An 18,241-nucleotide genomic window follows, 5' to 3' on the forward strand; every position below is an offset into this window, starting at 1 on the left:
CTGTCCCTGATTCCAGTTATTCCAGTCGTTGTTCTGCTGGCCCTGGTTCCAGTTGTTCCAGTCGTTGTTCTGCTGGCCCTGGTTCCAGTTGTTCCAGTCGTTGTTCTGCTGACCCTGGTTCCAGTTGTTCCAGTCATTATTCTGCTGTCCCTGGTTCCAGTTGTTCCAGTCGTTGTTCTGCTGACCCTGGTTCCAGTTGTTCCAGTCGTTGTTCTGCTGGCCCTGGTTCCAGTTGTTCCAGTCATTATTCTGCTGACCCTGATCCCAGTTGTTCCAGTCGTTGTTCTGCTGCTGAGGCTGATTCCAGTCATTATTGGAAGCGCCGCCGCCCGAACCGTCTGTGCTTACTGTAACGCTCTTTACGTTAGCAGAACCGTTTGATCTGTAGCCCTCGATATTGAGAGATACTTCATAAAGAGTACCTGACATATCAAGACCTGCTTTTTCCCAGGCCTCGAAGTGCTTTGATACGTCGATAGTGCCCTTCATGTAGTTTGTCTGATTATTAGCTGAACCGCTTGTCTGACGAACGCTCCAGTACTGCGGGAATGTAGCAGTACCGTCAAGTGACGGCTGATTGTAGCGCATAGACTTGCGGATATCATACGTATTTCCGTTAAGGGAAACAGTTCCCTTGTTCTCGCCGTCGTTTCCGGGTGGACGCCAGTCGCCCCAGCCTTCAACGATGTAGTATTCCATAAGAGGATTTCTTGTCCAGCCGTATACGCACATATACGAGTTTCCTCTTGGAGTGTACTCAACATCATATGTGAGCATTATATTTCCTATCTGCTTGTAGTTCTGCTTCTGACTGTCGTAGTTCTTCCCCATACGAGCAAGGAAGTTCTCAATATTGCTCCATGAGCAGGTAAAAGAACCTGCGCCGGGATTCATTGATGCCTGGCCCTGACCGTTCTGGTTCCACATTTCATAGTCATATCCGCCGATATTTCCTCTTGTCTGCTGATCGGCAGCTGAAGCTACGAACGGGATGCTTGACGCGATCATCAATGCAGAAACTGTACCACTGATGATTTTCTGAATTCTTTTCAGCTTCACTATTCAATCACTCCTCTGAACAAAAATAATAATGTTTTGATCTGATGGTTCTTTTGTTGATAAACAATCACCATTGCGAGCTCGTTTTTGTTTATCTCTACATAAATTGTAATATATTACCACTTTCCAAAACAAGCCATTTTTTGCGATTGCTATACTTTCAGACCATATATTGCGGATTTATACATTTTGTAATTGCTCAAAAACGGCTAAAAACAACGTATCTGCTTGAACCCCGTCCAATATTCGCACAATTAGTCAGCGTAAAAAATCATCACGTTATTTTTGTAATTATAGCATGATTTTACCATAATTGTATTTCGGAAGAAATAAAAAAAGCGGACAGTTCCGTAGGTTTACGCCCTGAGAGCTGTCCGTTCCTGTATTTTTTGTTATTTCAGCAGCTTTTTCATCTCGGAATAGTCTGTTTCGGGGTGCTTCTGCTGAACGATGTCCGCAAGCTTCCGCGAAACAGCCTTGTACATATTCCTGTCCACTTCATTGTCCATGCACTCTATATGCCTGCGTACTATCTCAAGCTCGTTCCTCTCCACAGGACCTGCAACAGCCTCCTCAGGGCCTGCTGCAAGAATGCGCTTCACATTGCTGATGATAAGCGGCGCAAACGCTTTGCGCGCCTCCGCCTCTGAAAAGCCGCACTCTGTCATCATAGCAAGGCTCTGCACCGCAAGGGCGCTGACGAGGTTGCTCGCCATGATACAGCCTGCGTGATACCGGCTCTTCATGTTTCCGGGGATAACTTTTATTCCGTTGCCCAGCCTCTCAAAAAGCGCTACCCATTCGCCGATACGGTCCTCGCTGCCCTCGATGCTGAAATACGCAGTATGCAGCTCCTTGAAGGTCTCGTACTTACTGCTTATGGGGAAAAGCGGATGTATTGAATAGCCGCTTGCGCCGAGCTCCTTCATGTCAGGGAAAGCCTCCTCCGCAGACATAGCGCAGCTGCAATGGCAGAGGCACTTGCCGCTGATATCCATTTCCCTTATCTTCCCGTACAGCTCCTTTACAGCCACATCGGGCAATGTCAGGAATATCGTATCGCTGTCCCTGACGATGTCGGAGAGCTCATAATACACACTGCTCCCCGTGAATTTTGCAGCCTCGGTGGCAGACTGCACATGGCTGCTGAAGTATCCCGTGACGGATACCCCGTTTTCGGCAAAATACCTGCCGAGGGAAAAGCCAACCTTTCCCGCACCTATAAATCCAATATTCATTTTAATATCCTCCCGTAACCCAGATCGTTACTACCCACATTATATCACAACTTTTTCCAAGATACAAGCAATATTATTAGTTATATATCAAAATTATTACGTTCTTTTCACTATGATCATATTACTTCTCTGAAAAGTCAGTTCAGGAATTACCATTTCCTTGCATTAATAAAAAAAATATGCTATCATAGTCACAGTTTCCTTTTCGCTTCCGAGTGTATATGACAGAGCGCAACAAATGCATTTGAAAGCTTCGCAGCAGTGCTGCAAAGGTTTTACGGAGGTACATATGACCGATCAGCAGATACGGGAGCTTATGAAAAGTTCTCCGCAGACAGCCCACAGGCTGATTTTCGACGAATATTACAACTATGTCTATACAATAGTCTTCAATCGCCTGAGAAGCTGCGCTTCACGGGAAGATATCGACGAATGCGTCAGCGACGTTTTCTCTGACATATTCATAAAATACGATCCGTGCAGCGGTCACGAGGGCGATATCAAAGGCTTTATCGCGTCAATAGCCAGAAGGCGGGCTGTGGATATGTTCCGCAGACTCACCTCAAAGGCGGCAGGCGTGATATCCATAGACGATGACGAAGCCGTGCAGCTCTCCTCTCCGGAAAGAGTTGACGAGCTTGCGGAAAAAGCGGAAACAGGCCACGCGCTCCTTGACGCGGTCAGCTCTCTCGGCGAACCCGACAGCACTATAATAATGCAGAAATACTACTACGGAAGGAGTTCCGCAGATATCGCCGGTATAGTCGGTATGAAGCCCGCCGCGGTCAGGAAAAGGCTGAGCCGCGCAGTTGACAGGCTAAGAAAGATACTTACCGATATCGGCGAAGGAAGGTGATGTCATGAAAGAAGAAAAAAAGCTCGATATACTTGAAAATGCAGAACAGAGCGTCATTGACAGAATATCCTCGGAGTTCCCGCCGCAGGACGAGAACGAAAAGGAGCTGATCTTTAAAATGAGCGAAAGAAAGTTCAATAAAAATATGGGTACTTCCCACGGGATCGACGAACAGACCGTCAGCGGCGTGGAAGTCTACAAGCGCCCGGCATGGCAAAGGTTCCTCAGCGCCGCAGCTGCCGTTGCAGTTATCTCAGGCGGAGCTGTTGGTACAGGCTATGCACTCAGGCATTTCAAAAACACATCAAATGTAGCGTCAGACGCTGAAACAGAGGACACAACTCAGCACGATATCAAAAAAACAGCACCCTTCGGAGATTTTTCGGAGTTCGACTATAAACTTCTCAACATTCCCCTGGGAAAAAGCTTTACAGAAAACGTCCCCGCAGGAGACACTTCACGCGAAATACTTATCGAAGAAAATATTGACTGGATAACCACCTTTCCTCTTTACGACACGCAGGATATCACTCCCGAACAGCGTCAGAAAATAGCGGATCTTTTCAATAACTGCGATTATGTTGCGGAAGAGCCCTTCTACGTCATGGACAGACCGGTCGGCGTAATAAGCACATATACCGGCGATGGCGTCCCCGAAGAATTTGCAGGAACGATAACGGAAGACCGGATAAAGGAATACTCATCATTCACTTTCCAGACCGGCTTTGAATTCAAAAATGATACCCCCTACTTCCTTTATCGCGGCGATGACGAGGTAAAACTCTTATGTTTCATGGAGGTCGGAGGAGTCGATCCCCACGGAGTACTGATTTACACTCACCTCCGCTTTGCCGATCGTGACGGAAAGCTTGTCATGACAGACGAAAAGGTATCATGCGACGCATGGCGGATAGACTATAACTACTTCATATCATCTATCAAAGAAATACTCGGCGATACTCCCGCCGAACCCGAAGAAGAGACCACAGCAGCACAAGAAGAAGAGACCATGACCGAAGCAGAGACTGCCGCAGAAACGGAAAATGATTCTTTTCTGACTTTATATCCCTCATTTAAGGAGCAAAACTGGGTATTCAGCGATACGAACTCTCAGCAAATAATCGAAACATCTTACGAACAAAGAAAAAACATTTACAATATCATCAACTGCAGCAGATGTATATTTGTTTCAAAAGCAGATTATGAAACCTCTGATATAGCGTCAGCAACGCCGACCGAACACATCACGCTTTCAAGCAGAGATGAAGAAAGCTTGTATTTCTTCGATTTCTCGCTCATTAACGGCAGAACATATGCAGCTTTTGGCAAGTATGACACAGAAAAACCTGATTACACGGACTCCTATTATCTCATATCCGATGACACGGAAATCATTCAGAGAATAAAAGACTGCATGAATAAATAAAACATTTCGCCGCCTTTTGCATAAAAGGCGGCATTCTTTGTTAACAAAATATACCTTGAATTTCAATATAATATATGATATAATTACTTTACAACAAATACACTATGTTAGGATGGTGAAGTATTATGAAAAAAATTACCGCTATGCTCCTTGCTGTATTCACAGCAGTATTCTGCTGCACCTCATGCGGCAGCTCCGAAAAAACAGAGCCTGCGGGCAACGCTCCCGCGACCGAAGCAGATCAGAGAGAAGCAGAAACTACGTCCGATAAGGATAAATCGGAAAAAACAACAGAAAAATCAACCGAAACCACCACTGCTGAAGCTACCACAAAATCAGAAGATACAACAACAGAAAAAGCAACAGAAGAAGAATCAACTACTCAGCCCCGTGAAGGAGCCGCTCCGTTCGGCGATTTCTACGACGTCCAGTATTGCGGCGACGCGGATTTCGGCAGCGGCAGCGAAACTATCTCATTTGTGGCAGACAATACAACATACAGCTTCAACTACGCCAACGAGTTCAACGCTGAAAAGCGCATAAGGCTGGCAGAGTTCTTCAACAGGTGCAGCTATCCCGATTATACGGGCGGTAGCACAGGCGGAGACACTCCCCCGTGGATGCAGACAGGCAGCAGCGACGTGAGCAGTATCCGCTTCATGGCCAAGGACGGCAAGGAAATGCGCTTTATCTCCTTTGACAGCGACACAGCCTGCCTTACATATGTCCGCGCGGCATACGATGAGGAACAGGGCAGCGGAAATTCCTCCGTTTTCACCCTCAAGTCCCCCGAGATACACAAGTACAGCATTGATTTCGAGTATATGAGATCAAATATCGTAAGTATCATCGGTTCGGGAGCTGTTTCCTCGTCAGTCAGCGAAGGCTTCTCGTTATTCAAGGAGGCAGACCTTTATTTCAACTTCTCGCCTTATTATCACCCCGAGAATATGACTCTCTACCCCGAAAATGCCGACGATCCCTTCGGAGCATTCTCTATCCCGAATTACGGAGCTTTCCAGGTAGAAAAGAACACAGCTGAGGCAATAAACATTCTCAACAGGAGGACCTACACCAAGATAACCAATCCCGGTGAGATACCTGCACAGTCGAAGGGCTCTGATATCGAGAAATGCTACAAGCTTGGCGGAAATCCGGGTATAGCAGCAAAGGCTGACAGGACCTACGATCAGGTAATAATCATGTGCAACTGCAGCAAGGGCTACTACATAATCAACATCGTAAGCGGACGAAATGCTGTAGTATCCTTCGCAAGGTATGAGTTCCGCACAGAGGGCGACAAAAAGATCTGCACCAACATGGACGAAGTAAAGAGCGGCCACAACATCGAATGGTACAGATGTGACGGAGACCTGGCAGGCGAGATCAGAAAAGCCGTTAATCCAAACGAATCATAAACAAAAAAACCGACTTCACCCGAAGTCGGTTTTTTTGTGAGTTTCACTGTCTTTCCGCACGCTCACGCTGCATCATGCGCTTCATACGCTCCTGTTCAGCGAGCTGTCTCTGACGTTCCTCTCCTCTCCTGATCTGTTCGCGATAATAATCATCTGAGACCTGCTGCTTATGTCTTCCCACCACAACAGCAAGTGCCGCTATCACTCCAAGCAGAATCACTCCGACGATAATGATCGCAAAAAAACTCGGTGACATAAATCTTCCCTCCTTTTCTCATAAAAACTCGACATAAATACCATTTTTATTCTAACATATCGGAGCTTTCTGTTCAATTTATTTTTCTTACAAATTTTCAAAGTGTTAATTGTGCAATTTTAACGAATTACCACTTTTTTAATATAAAATTACCCTCACAGCACAAAAATTAATATTATCCAAGAAATAACATTTAATAATTGCAAATACAATTTGTTAAATTCTAAATCTTTAATATTATTTCCATTTACATCTTTATCGTATTCACATAAAATTCACTGGACAATTATAAAAAAATATGATATAATGTAACAGAAGATAAAACTATCTCTGTCGATTTCTTTTGAGGAAAGGAGACATTATATGGATTTTCAATCTTTTGTAGATACATTTTCATCAATGACCTGCATTATCTCCATCGAAAAACTGCCTGACGGGCATTTCGGCAATATCCGCCTCGTTGCGGGAAATAAAGCATATGTTGCCTCGATAGAGGACACAAAGAACAATATGATCGCCAATCAGATGGTCAGCAATAAATTCATCCCCGACTCCCCTTATGAGAACTATATCCCGAAGGACCTCAATTTCGAGGACAAATGCTACCGATGCGCCGTGCTGAAAAAGCCGTCACATGAGTATATCCACCCCGAGAGATACTCCTTCTGGCTGGATATGTACTTCATGCCACTGGAATCGGACGTTCCGAACAAGTTCTACTGCTCATATTCACAGCAGATAACAATAAAGGCTGACTCGGGAATGATGTCAAATCTTTCCGCCGAGACCTCATCTGCAGTCCTCGAGACCTGCATAAAGCTCCGCGGCACCAAGAACTTCAAGCATACAATGGACGAGGTCATCGACGATATCCGCTCTATCTGCGGTGCTAAGCTGAGCTGTATCCTCCTCACGGACGAACAGGAAAGGACTTGCTCCGTACTCTGCCAGTCCTCCGCCCCCGAAGTCCATGTAATACCAATGGACGAATACGTAGAAACTGTTTTCGACAACTTCTACGACATCGTTGAAACATGGAAGGATACTATCGCAGGCAGCACCTGCCTCATAATCAAGGATCAGTACGATATGGGAGTCCTCAGGGAGCGCAATCCGGTGTGGTTTGAATCCATGCAGGGCGCTGACGTTGAAAGCCTCGTGCTCTTCCCGCTGGAGTACAACGACATACTTCTCGGCTATATATGGGCGATAAACTTCGATATCAACAACACAATGAAGATAAAGGAGATACTGGAGATAACCTCCTTCTTCCTTGCTTCCGAGATATCGAACTATCAGCTATTCAACAAGCTCGAGATAATGAGCTCCGTAGACCAGCTTACGGGAACCTACAACCGTAACGCCATGAACAACCGCATAATCCGCTTCGTTTCGGAGAAAGACCCCAAGCCCGACTGCTACAGCTTAGTTTTTGCCGACCTCAACGGACTTAAACAGGCAAACGATACCAACGGACACCTTGCAGGCGATACTCTGCTGAAAAATGCAGCAAACAAGCTTATGGAAGTATTCCCCGAATGTGAGATATACCGCGCAGGCGGCGACGAATTCATGATAATAGCCGTCGATCTTCCCGAAAAACTCATCGCAGACCGCGTGGAAAGGCTCAGAACAGAGTCCGAGGATCCCAACAATATCAGCTTTGCTTTAGGCAGATATTTCGACGATCAGGGCGAGGATATCAGAGTAGCAATGCGTACTGCCGACGAGCGTATGTACGCCGATAAGGAGCGGTATTACGCGAAGTTCCCGGAGCGTAAACGCAAATAATGCTGTCCGCAGCTTGAAATGTGTGCCGAAAGGCACACATTTTTTATCTAATATTCACATAAAGTTCACTGGACAATGGTAAAAAAATATGCTATAATATAGGTACAGTAAAAATGCCATATCATGTTTTTTACCAAGTTCTTCTCATTATGGCTGAAAGGAGATACTATGAACTATCAGGAATTTGTCAACGGCTTTGAACTTACAACCTGTATCATCTCCGTAAGGAAGTTCCCCGACGGCGGTTACGGAGATATCCGTATAGTCGCAGGAAACAAGCCATATATCGATTCTATCGAGAATCCGTACAACGGTGCGGCCGCTCATATGCTGAACAATAAATTCATACCCAATTCGCCGTATGATAAGTATATCCCGAAGGATCTCAACTTCGAGCAGACAGTTTACCGCTGCGCTTTTCAGAAAAAGCCTGTACATACCTATCTCAAGCCCGACCGCTTCGAGTGCTGGCTGAATCAGTACATCATGCCTGTGGAGTCCGACGACCCTGACATCGGCTACTGCTCATACACACTTGATATAACCATGGACGTCGATACTGAAATAATGACCCATGTTTCGGCTTCCACAGCTTCAAGCGTCCTTGAGACCTGTATCAAGCTCCGCGGAACATCAGACTTCAAAAAGGCCATACATGACGTAATGGCTGATATATGCGAGCTCAGCGGAGCCAATAAATGTACTCTCCTGCTTACGGATTTCAAGGAAGGCACCTGTTCCGTACTCGCCGAGGCAGCCCGTGAAGGCTCGGGAGAAGTCGAAAACAACTATGAAATGACGGATTCTTTCTTTGATATCGTAAAGACCTGGAACGCTACCATTGCAGGCAGCAACTGCCTTATACTTCAGGACAAACAGGATATGGAAATACTCAGGTCCAGAAATCTCGTGTGGCATGAGTCCCTTACAGAGGCAGGAGTGAGAAGTCTTGTCCTCTTCCCTCTCAACTACAGCGGTGAAACACTTGGCTATATATGGGCTATCAACTTTGACGAGTCAAAAGCCACAAAGATAAAGGAGACCCTCGAGCTCACCACCTACTTCATAGCCTCAGAGATAGCGAACTATCAGCTTCTCAACCGCCTTGAGATAATGAGCTCCATTGATCTGCTTACGGGTATCTACAACCGTAACGCCATGAACAACAGAGTCGACCGTTTCATAGCCGGAACAGACCCGATGCCGCGTTCCTACAGCGTTGTTTTCGCAGACCTCAACGGTCTCAAGAAGATGAACGACACTGAAGGTCACAGCGCAGGCGACAAGCTCCTAAAAGGCGCAGCCGAAAGGCTCAGGGAGCTCTTCTTCGACAGTGAGATATACCGTGCAGGCGGCGACGAATTTATGATAATCGCCGTAAATATTCCCGAGGATCTCATAGAAGAGCGCATGAAAACAATGCGTAAGGACTCTGAAGACCCAAAGAACATAAGCTTTGCAGTAGGCGGCTACTACGAAGATCACGGCGGCGACATAAGATATGCAATGCGTACTGCCGACGAGCGTATGTACGCCGACAAGGAACGCTATTACAAGAAGTTCCCCGAGCGCAAGAGAAAATAAGCAAAAGAATCTCCCGAAGCGGCAAAACGCTTCCGGGAGATTTTTTATCAGTATTTTCTTGTAAATGCAAGCTTATTGCCCGTATTTTTCAGAACATAGTTATTGCTGTCAAAGACAAAATTGAATCTGTCCGCGGAATAATTCCTTATCCTTATGCTGTCGGGAGCATTCTTCATGCCGATCACAAGCTCTCCGCCTGCGTTCAGCTCTGCTTTGAGCTCATCTGGAGAAATGCTTCTGAACTCGATCACATTCTCCGAGTAATTATCGCTGATTATATCATTTCCGAAACCTCTGCCGAAAATATACCTGTCGCTTCCGAGACCGCCGCACAAGATATCGTTGCCGCTCTCGCCGGCTATGATATCATCGCCGAGACTTCCGCGGATAGTGTCGTTTCCGCTGCCGCCCTTCATGATATCGTCACCGCTGCCGCCATCCATGAAGTCGTCGCCGTCCTTTCCGTACATCATGTCGTCGCCGTCCTCACCATAGAGCGAGTCGTTGCCGTCCTCGCCGTAAAGCCTGTCACAGCCGCTGCCGCCGTATATCTCGTCATCTCCGCCGTATCCGTGGATACCGTCATCGCCTCCGTAGCCCATGATGTGCTCGCCATCGTCACCGCCAATTATACCGTCGTCACCCTCGGTACCTTCAATGAAGTACTTCTTTTTGGGCGAAGCCGCTACCGTCGCCGCACAGGGCATATCTCCCATAGGCATAAAGAACTCCGCGGCAGGAGCTGTCTCCGCCATGCACTCCTCAGACATCGGCTGACAGCAGGTCTGAGCTGACTCAGACGCCTGATGGCCGCTCGCCGAAGCAGCTGCTGTTTCCTTTTTGCCTCCGAACAGCGAATTTATCGCGGTCATGACCAGCTTTGCAAGACCTGATACAGGCATTTGTTTAATTATGTCCTCATTTTCTGCAATTAGGTCAGCCAGTCCCTCAGCCGCATAACGCACAAGAGTCTGGAATCCCCTTTCCATAGTCTGCTTTTTATCGGATATTTTCAGGAAAGCGTGATAAAAGAAGTTCATCTTCGCCTCCATTTCGGGAGCGGTAAGTTCTCCGAGCTTATATCCGTATTCCGCTATACCGTCCAGCATTATCTCATAAGCCAGGGTAAGTCCGAGATAATAAAGACTTCTTGTCTGCTGTGAGGACATTACGTATTCGAGCTTTCTGTTTTCGGGAGCTGTCAGCAGCGATTTATCGCTGACGTCGGGACCTATGAGCACAATGAAGAAGATATCGTCCCCAGCTTCTTTTCCCGCATACGAAACAAGTGGTATAACCACATTGTAAACATCGGAGAGGAAGCCTATACAGTCATTTGTATCCGCCTGTTCGCCGAGAAGCCCCTCATAGGAGTTGTTTCCGCCGATAAATTTCTCCGCAGCGGTCATTATGGCGCTGCACGTCTTCGCTCTTCTCTCCCTGCTCATCTCCATAGTTTTCTCGCTCATGGCCATAGAGCATTCCGCAAGCTGACGCTGTCTGGTGGTCTGCTCATTAAAACGGTTACGGGTGAAATCGAAGAGGAAATCGTTCATATGCTCCTTTACGTCTGAATAAAGCTGCGGAACAATGGAATGAGCGCCGTACATATCCGTAAAAGGCGGCTTCGTCACGATATATACCGTATGCTCCCTTGAGATAACCTTTATTCCGAGCACGTTGACATAGTCGTTATCGCCGCATATGGAATACATCTTATCGCACTGTTCCTGATAAAACGGCTGCACCTTTATACTGTTGTACATTTCGGGCGAAAAGCCCTGACCGTCAAAGGATATGCAGTATTTTATCCTTTTGCGGAACTCAGCCTCCGTTTTCAGTGTAACGAACTGCGAAAGATTGCCGCCTTTCGAGTGACCCGTTACTATTATCCTCGTATCCTCGTCAAGTTCGAGGCTCCTTATAGTATCATTGAAATATCTCAGTGCAGCGTTCTGATACTTTGAAGCCTCACTGAAAAGTCCCTCACCGTTGTCGTACCAGCGTCCGCTGCCCGTTCCGCGGAACACCACATACACCTCGGTTATCCTGTTATCCTCGTCAACCCGCTTGAACGCCGCAGCATAGGCACCCGTGTATTTTTTGTCCATATGCTGCGAGAAATTGACGAATTTAAGCTCTCCTACCTCCTTGCGTGCAGACCCGTTCTTGAGGTATTCGTAAACTATCTCAAGCGCCGCCTTCTGCGTATCGACATATCCGTCAAGCTTTGCATACATCTGATTCACAATGCTCCTGAAGCTCGGGGCATCTTTGATCCTGCTGCACCTGTCAGCATACATGAATGTATTGAGAACTATCGCTGTCCTTGCTTCTTTGGTTATACCGTGTTTTTCAAAGAAATCTTCCATGACATATTACCCCCATTGTCTTTCAACGATATTGAAGTTTTCGTCCATGCCGAGATCACAATCCGCAATGATATGCGCCCTGTCTATACCCCGTGCAGAACCGAGTTCATTGTAAAGCTCATTACTGTCAAGATATGCAATGTAAAAATAACAGTTTATCTCCTCCCTCTTTATTTTATCGAAAAGCTCGTCGAGCTTTTTATCCTTTTCGTCCATATCCTGTCCTGTTGGCAGGATAACGGAATAATACGGCTTTGTACTCCTCAGGAGCTCCCTGACATCGGAGTTTTTCCCTATACTGTCGGGTATCACGGCTTCCTCATCGGGCTCGTAGAAAGCCCTGCACTCGCCGTAGACCTCCTTTGCGAGCTCCGTCAGATAAGAAGAAGCCTTCTCGCGGAAATAATAAGCCATATAGTTGTCCCTGTCCTGAACCTTTCCGTCAAAAACGCCGTGGACCGCATATATCCTGTCACCGGGGAAGCTCTCCGCACCCACGAAAATGGCACAATGCTCCCCCATCATAGTCCCTCCGCCTGCGTTCTCAAGGAAAGTGAACTTCTCGCCGTACTTCTCCCCGAGACTTCGGATAAGCGCGGATTTTCCGTCAGACCCTGCCGCTCCCTCAGGAACTGCCGCAGCGCCCGGATCAACGGCACAACCCGACAAAAACAAGGACAATGCTGTAAAAACTGCTGCAATGGAAAAATGCTGAAAACTCTTCTTCGTATCATCACCCCGCGTTTGCAATAAATATATAATTATTATACACTTATCCTCTATAATTGTCAATCATTTTATTGATATTTATTAATTATTTTCTCCGTATTCAAAATCGACATCAAAACATTTAAGCATTTCTACAGCCATTTGCATAAGCCGTTAGTAAAAGTTTTTCTTAATTTTCAGCAAATTTCCAATTTGCCGCTGTAAATGCTGTTATTAACTTGCTTTCTTAACAAAATCATGTTATAATATTTATAAAGGGGACTTATCTCTGACATATCACTTAAAAGAATGGAGAGATAATTATGATGAATGAGAAGACCGAAAAATTCTATCACTTGATGGAAAAACTGATCCGTGCCATGACTCAGGTGAATCGTTTTGATAAATATGCCATTCTGCGCGGTGTAGCAGATATGTGCAAATTCTACGGCGTTTCAATGGCTGTTTATGAATTTTATCAGAGCTCGACGGACGAAAAGCACAAAAAGGGCGATAAAATAGTATGTTTCGACGACGGCAATGCAGGCGATGTCTCATATACCGAAAGGATACTCACAAAATCACGGGCGATCGTCAAAGGCACCGCTTATATGTCAAAGGATACACCGCCTCTTTCCCCCGAAGACGAGGACAAGCTGCAGCTGGTAACAAGAATGCTTCTCAGCTTTCTCAGCCGCCACAGACTTGAAGGAGTTGTCGAAAAGTACACATTCTACGACGATACAGGCTACAGGAACGTCCGCTCCTTCCTGAGATACCTCGAGGTACTCAGCGAAAACAATTCTCTCGGCGGACATACCGCCTTATATTACAATCTCCGCCATTTCACTCTTGTGAACCGCGATATCGGCAGAAGCGCAGGCGACATCGCAATGCGTAACTACTTTGAGATGATAGAAAAGATCATCGGCGATAAAGGCACGATATGCAGGGTCGGCGGCGACAATTTCGTAGCAGTATTCGAGGACGAGCTCACAGACGTTATTCTGAATATCCTCAAAGGCGCTCCCGTTGTATACGACAACAATTCGGGCAAACGAATAATGGTCTCCGCAAATACGGGAGTTTTCCGTATGCACGAGGGCTATAAATTCGATACTCCCGGCGATATCATGGACAGGATACTTTCCTCCTCCCATGCCGCCAAGTCAGGCGGAAAGGACCATGTGGTATTCTTCGATGAAAAAATGGAGATCAGCAAGGAAAAGCGTATGCTGATACAGCAGCATTTCCCGCAGGCACTGAAAAACGAAGAATTCAAGGTCTTTTATCAGCCCAAGATAGACATAGTTACCGGGGAGCTCGTAGGTGGAGAAGCGCTTTGCCGCTGGTTCAGGGACGGAAAGATAGTCCCGCCTATGGAGTTCATACCGATACTGGAGCAGAACACCGATATCTGCCAGCTCGACTTCTATATGCTCGACCACGTATGCCGCGATATACGCCGCTGGCTGGACGAGGGACGCAATGTAGTTCGTATATCCGTAAACCTGTCAAGAAAGCATATGATGGACGTTGATCTTCTCGAACATATCATCGAAATAATCGACAGGAACAATGTTCCCCACGAATACATAGAGATAGAGCTCACCGAGACCACCACCGACGTGGAGTTCCGCGATCTGAAGCGAGTTGTAAGCAGCCTCCAGCAAAAAGGCATATACACTTCCGTTGACGACTTCGGAATGGGCTATTCCTCTCTCAATCTTATCCGTGAGATACCGTGGAACGTCCTCAAAGTTGACAGGAGCTTTCTCCCCGTTGACGATGACGACGCCGAAAGCACAAGAAGCGTCATGTTCAAATACGTTGTGGCAATGGCACAGGATCTGGGTCTCGAGTGCGTAGCCGAGGGAGTTGAGACCAGTCATCAGGTCAAGGTGCTCAGGGACAACAACTGTATCTTTGCTCAGGGCTTCCTCTTCGACAAACCGCTGCCTCTGAACGAGTTCGAGGAGAGAATGAACGAGCACTTCTACAAGGTAAAAGATGAATAAACCTGAAAAACGGAGCATAGCTCCGTTTTTTTGCTGTTATACTGACTTTTCTTGCTGTTCTGCGTGATACGGCCTGTTTTTTGAAGGCTTATATGCTATAAGCGCAGAGCCTGCGCTCCCGTATTCGCGGCGTAAACAAATTAAAAACTTACTTTTTCTCCGCGATTATTGCTATTTTCTGCATTTTATGCTATAATCATGTATAATGCAATTTGCACCTAACATTACAGAATGAGGTCAATCAATATGAAGAATATACGCAGAATTATTGCACTTTCTCTTGTGACGGTCATGCTTTTCGGCTGCACTTCAGAAAAAAGGTCTGCCAAAAAAGGGAAAAAATCAGAAAGACCTGTCTATGCCGAAGCTGTTCTCAGCTCCGCAGACTCATACGAAGCAGAAACCGTTCCGCTCTCTGTCCTTTCCATAGAAACAAAAAGCAAGGACAAGAACGCCATGGATTTCTATACCGAGCCTGTCGCCGCTCACGTTGTGAAACTGCTTAATTCCTGGGGAAATGAATGCGACGCTCCTGCCCCATATTACGTGGACTGCACCGTGTCTCTCAAAGGCTCTGACGGCAATGTGCAGCTCTCCCCCGCTGACGCACAGGTGAAGGTGCGCGGAAACTTTACAACTATGTATCCCAAAAAACCTCTCAGGATAAAATTTGCCGAAAAGCAGAACCTGCTCGGACTCAATGAGGGATCCGCCTTCAGGAACTGGCTTCTTCTCGCCGAATACAAGGACTGCTCAATGCTGAGGAACAAGGCAACTCTTTACGCCGCCCGCCATATCCTGGGAGCCGACGGTCTCTACGCAGCAGACGCGGACTTCGTCCGTGTCGAGATAAACGGCGAATATATGGGACTTTACCTGCTCACGGAAATGCAGCAGACAGACAGGAAACGAGTTAACGCCACCAAGCCGAAAGGCGGCTACACAGGCACTGATATCGGCTATTTCCTTGAATTTGACGGCTACTTTGAAAACGAGGACGATCTCCACAAATTTCCAATAGACTATGCGGACAATGCCGCCTTAAAGCCATATGACGGCAAGGGCGGAAGCGGAAGGACAAAAAAATGTCTCGGCAAAGCCTTCAGCTATCTTGCAAATGAGATAGGCTTCACGATCAAGAGCGACATCAACTCACAGGAACAGCATGATTTCATCGCAAACTACATAAACAACGTCTATAAGATAATGTACGAAGCCGCCTATAACCACAAAGCCTTCGTTTTTGACGACAAAAATGAAAATATTGCCGAGAGCAGCGAATTAACGCCTCAGCAGGCTGTGGAAAAGGTCGTGGACGTCGACTCCCTTGTTGATATGTACATTTTAAACGAGCTTGCCTGCGACGCAGACGTTTCCTGGTCGAGCTTCTACATGGACATCGACTTCAGCCCAGAGCATACCAAGCGTCTAACTTTTGAAGCTCCCTGGGACTTCGACTCAGCAATGGGTAATATGCCGTGCTGTATTGACAGTCAGGGCTTTTATGCCTCAAATATAATCCCCGACAGCGACAGTATCAACCCCTGGTTCGTGCTTCTCGCCTATGAGGACTGGTATCAGGAAATGATAAAGGAAAAGTGGACAAAAGCCTATGATAACGGTGTATTCGCGCGGGTATGCCAGATGGTGGAGTCCGATAAGGAAGTCCTCGAGGAAGAGTTTGAAGATAACTATAAAAAATGGAAAAACAACTACGACAAGGATCTTTTCATTATGGAGCTCTCCCCCGCAGAGGTCAACATTCATTCCGAAAAAGAGTCTGCGGAGCACCTGCTCGAATGGCTTCAAAAGAGAATAGACTTCCTTAACTCACAGTGGCATAAATAATCACCTCACCGGCGTTATAAACACAAAAACTATACAGGCATCTATGAAGGGAACCCTTTTTCAAAAGGGTTCCCCGATAAACGTCCATATAGTTCCTGTGAATTTATAACACTGACGAGGTGATTTACTTTATGGCCTTGAAAGCGCCGTCAAGAGCAGCAATAAGGTCGTCGATATGCTCTGTACCGATAGAGAGACGGATAGTAGTTGGCTTGATACCCTGTTCTGCCAGTTCAGCCTCTGTGAGCTGCGAGTGTGTAGTGGAAGCAGGGTGGATAACAAGCGACTTAACATCTGCAACATTTGCAAGGAGCGAGAATATCTCGAGATTGTCGATGAACTTCTTCGCGTCGTCCTCAGTACCCTTGATATCGAATGTGAATATGCTTCCTCCGCCGTTGGGGAAGTATTTTTTATACACCTCATGGCTTGGCTCGGAGCTGAGCGACGGGTGATGAACAGCCTCTACCTGTGGGTGAGCTGCAAGGTACTCCACTATCTTTCCTGCGTTTTCGGTATGGCGCTCAACGCGGAGGGAGAGAGTTTCAAGTCCCTGCAGGAAAATGAAAGCATGGAACGGTGAAAGAGTAGCTCCCGTGTCGCGGAGAAGAATAGCGCGGATATAGGTAACAAAAGCGGCTACACCTGCGGCTGCTGTGAAGCTTACACCGTGGTAGCTGGGATTCGGCTCGGATATCCAGGGATAACGTCCCGACTTTGACCAGTCGTAGTTTCCGCTGTCAACGATGATTCCGCCGATAGCGGTACCGTGACCGCCGATGAACTTGGTAGCCGAATGAACAACGATATCAGCGCCGTACTCAACAGGTCTTACAAGATAAGGAGTAGCGAACGTATTGTCCACAACCAGCGGAATACCGTGTGCATGAGCTATCTTAGCTATCTTTTCGATATCTATAGCATTGGAGTTAGGATTGCCGAGGGTCTCGATATAGAGAGCCTTTGTATTCTCGTCGATAGCCGCCTCGAAGCTTCCCTCCGCGTCGGGGTCTGCGAATTTAGTAGTGATACCGTAAAGCGGAAGAGTATGTGCAAGAAGATTGTAAGTACCGCCGTAAATGGTCTTTGAAGCTACGATGTTCTCCCCTGCCTTTGCAAGAGCCTGTATGGTATATGTGATTGCAGCAGCGCCCGAAGCTGTTGCAAGAGCCGCAACACCGCCCTCAAGAGCAGCAACGCGCTTCTCGAAAACGTCCTGTGTGGAGTTTGTGAGTCTGCCGTAGATATTGCCTGCGTCCTTGAGGCCAAAACGGTCAGCCGCGTGCTGAGAGTCATGGAAAACGTAAGAAGTCGTCGCATATATCGGAACTGCCCTTGCGTCTGTTGCAGGGTCAGCCTGCTCCTGTCCAACGTGGAGCTGAAGTGTCTCAAAATGTAATTTATTATTAGCCATTGTAATTTCCTCCTGAAAAATCTTTCAAATAATATTTATTTATAATGATATGATCGCAAAAGTCTTATAAGCAACATCGCCGGCCGCACATTCGGTCTGTTCCTCTTACAACAGAGCGGAGACGGTCAAGAGTATTCAGTTTTTTCATTGTACCTCTCCTTTCGTTCGGTATGCCTATATTATACATCGGTTTTATATATTTGTCCAATCCATAAATACCATTACGAGTTATAGCTTTTTTCTATAACTCAAA

The 18,241-nt window shown here is 46.7% G+C and carries 13 protein-coding genes; 7 read left to right on the plus strand and 6 right to left on the minus strand.

The genetic code is table 11. The features are described 5' to 3' along the window. A partial coding sequence (locus tag IKW96_RS02425) for a glycoside hydrolase family 11 protein (protein WP_296569895.1) occupies positions 1 to 1,059 on the minus strand: 1,059 nt, incomplete at its 3' end. A 392-nt stretch (positions 1,060 to 1,451) separates the two neighbouring features. Beyond that, positions 1,452 to 2,297, minus strand: a complete 846-nt coding sequence (locus IKW96_RS02430) for a Rossmann-like and DUF2520 domain-containing protein (protein WP_296569897.1) — start codon at positions 2,295 to 2,297, stop codon at positions 1,452 to 1,454. Positions 2,298 to 2,586: 289 nt separating this feature from the next. On the opposite strand from IKW96_RS02430, the gene IKW96_RS02435 reads away from it, so the two are divergent. The 3 genes from IKW96_RS02435 (at position 2,587) to IKW96_RS02445 (ending at position 5,997) form a co-directional block, all read left to right on the plus strand. Then, positions 2,587 to 3,153, plus strand: a complete 567-nt coding sequence (locus IKW96_RS02435; protein ID WP_296569899.1) for a sigma-70 family RNA polymerase sigma factor — start codon at positions 2,587 to 2,589, stop codon at positions 3,151 to 3,153. A gap of 4 nt (positions 3,154 to 3,157) precedes the next feature. Next, the gene (locus tag IKW96_RS02440) at positions 3,158 to 4,579 is read left to right on the plus strand and encodes a hypothetical protein (RefSeq protein WP_296569901.1); all 1,422 of its coding nucleotides are present in this window, start codon (positions 3,158 to 3,160) and stop codon (positions 4,577 to 4,579) included. Between the two features lie 125 nt (positions 4,580 to 4,704). Further along, positions 4,705 to 5,997 (plus strand): hypothetical protein, encoded by a 1,293-nt coding sequence (locus IKW96_RS02445; RefSeq protein ID WP_296569903.1) that lies wholly within the window; start codon positions 4,705 to 4,707, stop codon positions 5,995 to 5,997. A 43-nt stretch (positions 5,998 to 6,040) separates the two neighbouring features. On the opposite strand, the gene IKW96_RS02450 is transcribed toward IKW96_RS02445, so the two are convergent. Continuing rightward, positions 6,041 to 6,253 (minus strand): hypothetical protein, encoded by a 213-nt coding sequence (locus tag IKW96_RS02450; protein WP_296569905.1) that lies wholly within the window; start codon positions 6,251 to 6,253, stop codon positions 6,041 to 6,043. 363 nt (positions 6,254 to 6,616) lie between these two features. On the opposite strand from IKW96_RS02450, the gene IKW96_RS02455 reads away from it, so the two are divergent. Both IKW96_RS02455 and IKW96_RS02460 read left to right on the plus strand, forming a co-directional pair. After that, entirely contained in the window at positions 6,617 to 8,044 is a 1,428-nt protein-coding gene (locus tag IKW96_RS02455; protein ID WP_296569907.1) for a GGDEF domain-containing protein, read from the plus strand. 168 nt (positions 8,045 to 8,212) lie between these two features. Next, on the plus strand, positions 8,213 to 9,628 hold the full coding sequence (locus tag IKW96_RS02460; RefSeq protein WP_296569909.1) for a sensor domain-containing diguanylate cyclase: 1,416 nt from the start codon (positions 8,213 to 8,215) through the stop codon (positions 9,626 to 9,628). 47 nt (positions 9,629 to 9,675) lie between these two features. Here IKW96_RS02460 and IKW96_RS02465 read toward each other — a convergent pair whose 3' ends face one another. Together IKW96_RS02465 and IKW96_RS02470 are read right to left on the minus strand one after the other, a co-directional pair. Then, positions 9,676 to 12,000, minus strand: a complete 2,325-nt coding sequence (locus IKW96_RS02465; RefSeq protein ID WP_296569911.1) for an Mbeg1-like protein — start codon at positions 11,998 to 12,000, stop codon at positions 9,676 to 9,678. Positions 12,001 to 12,006: 6 nt separating this feature from the next. Continuing rightward, positions 12,007 to 12,681 carry a hypothetical protein gene (locus IKW96_RS02470; RefSeq protein ID WP_296569913.1) on the minus strand — a complete coding sequence of 225 codons (675 nt, stop codon included), beginning with the start codon at positions 12,679 to 12,681 and terminating at the stop codon, positions 12,007 to 12,009. 350 nt (positions 12,682 to 13,031) lie between these two features. On the opposite strand from IKW96_RS02470, the gene IKW96_RS02475 reads away from it, so the two are divergent. Together IKW96_RS02475 and IKW96_RS02480 are read left to right on the plus strand one after the other, a co-directional pair. Further along, positions 13,032 to 14,726 (plus strand): bifunctional diguanylate cyclase/phosphodiesterase, encoded by a 1,695-nt coding sequence (locus IKW96_RS02475; protein WP_296569915.1) that lies wholly within the window; start codon positions 13,032 to 13,034, stop codon positions 14,724 to 14,726. A gap of 246 nt (positions 14,727 to 14,972) precedes the next feature. Continuing rightward, the gene (locus tag IKW96_RS02480) at positions 14,973 to 16,574 is read left to right on the plus strand and encodes a CotH kinase family protein (protein WP_296569917.1); all 1,602 of its coding nucleotides are present in this window, start codon (positions 14,973 to 14,975) and stop codon (positions 16,572 to 16,574) included. 124 nt (positions 16,575 to 16,698) lie between these two features. Here the strand turns inward: IKW96_RS02480 and IKW96_RS02485 are convergent, their stop codons facing one another. Then, positions 16,699 to 17,988 (minus strand): O-acetylhomoserine aminocarboxypropyltransferase/cysteine synthase family protein, encoded by a 1,290-nt coding sequence (locus IKW96_RS02485; protein WP_296569920.1) that lies wholly within the window; start codon positions 17,986 to 17,988, stop codon positions 16,699 to 16,701. Between the last annotated feature and the right edge of the window lie 253 nt (positions 17,989 to 18,241).

The organism is Ruminococcus sp. (assembly GCF_017549005.1).
GTDB lineage: Bacteria > Bacillota > Clostridia > Oscillospirales > Ruminococcaceae > Ruminococcus.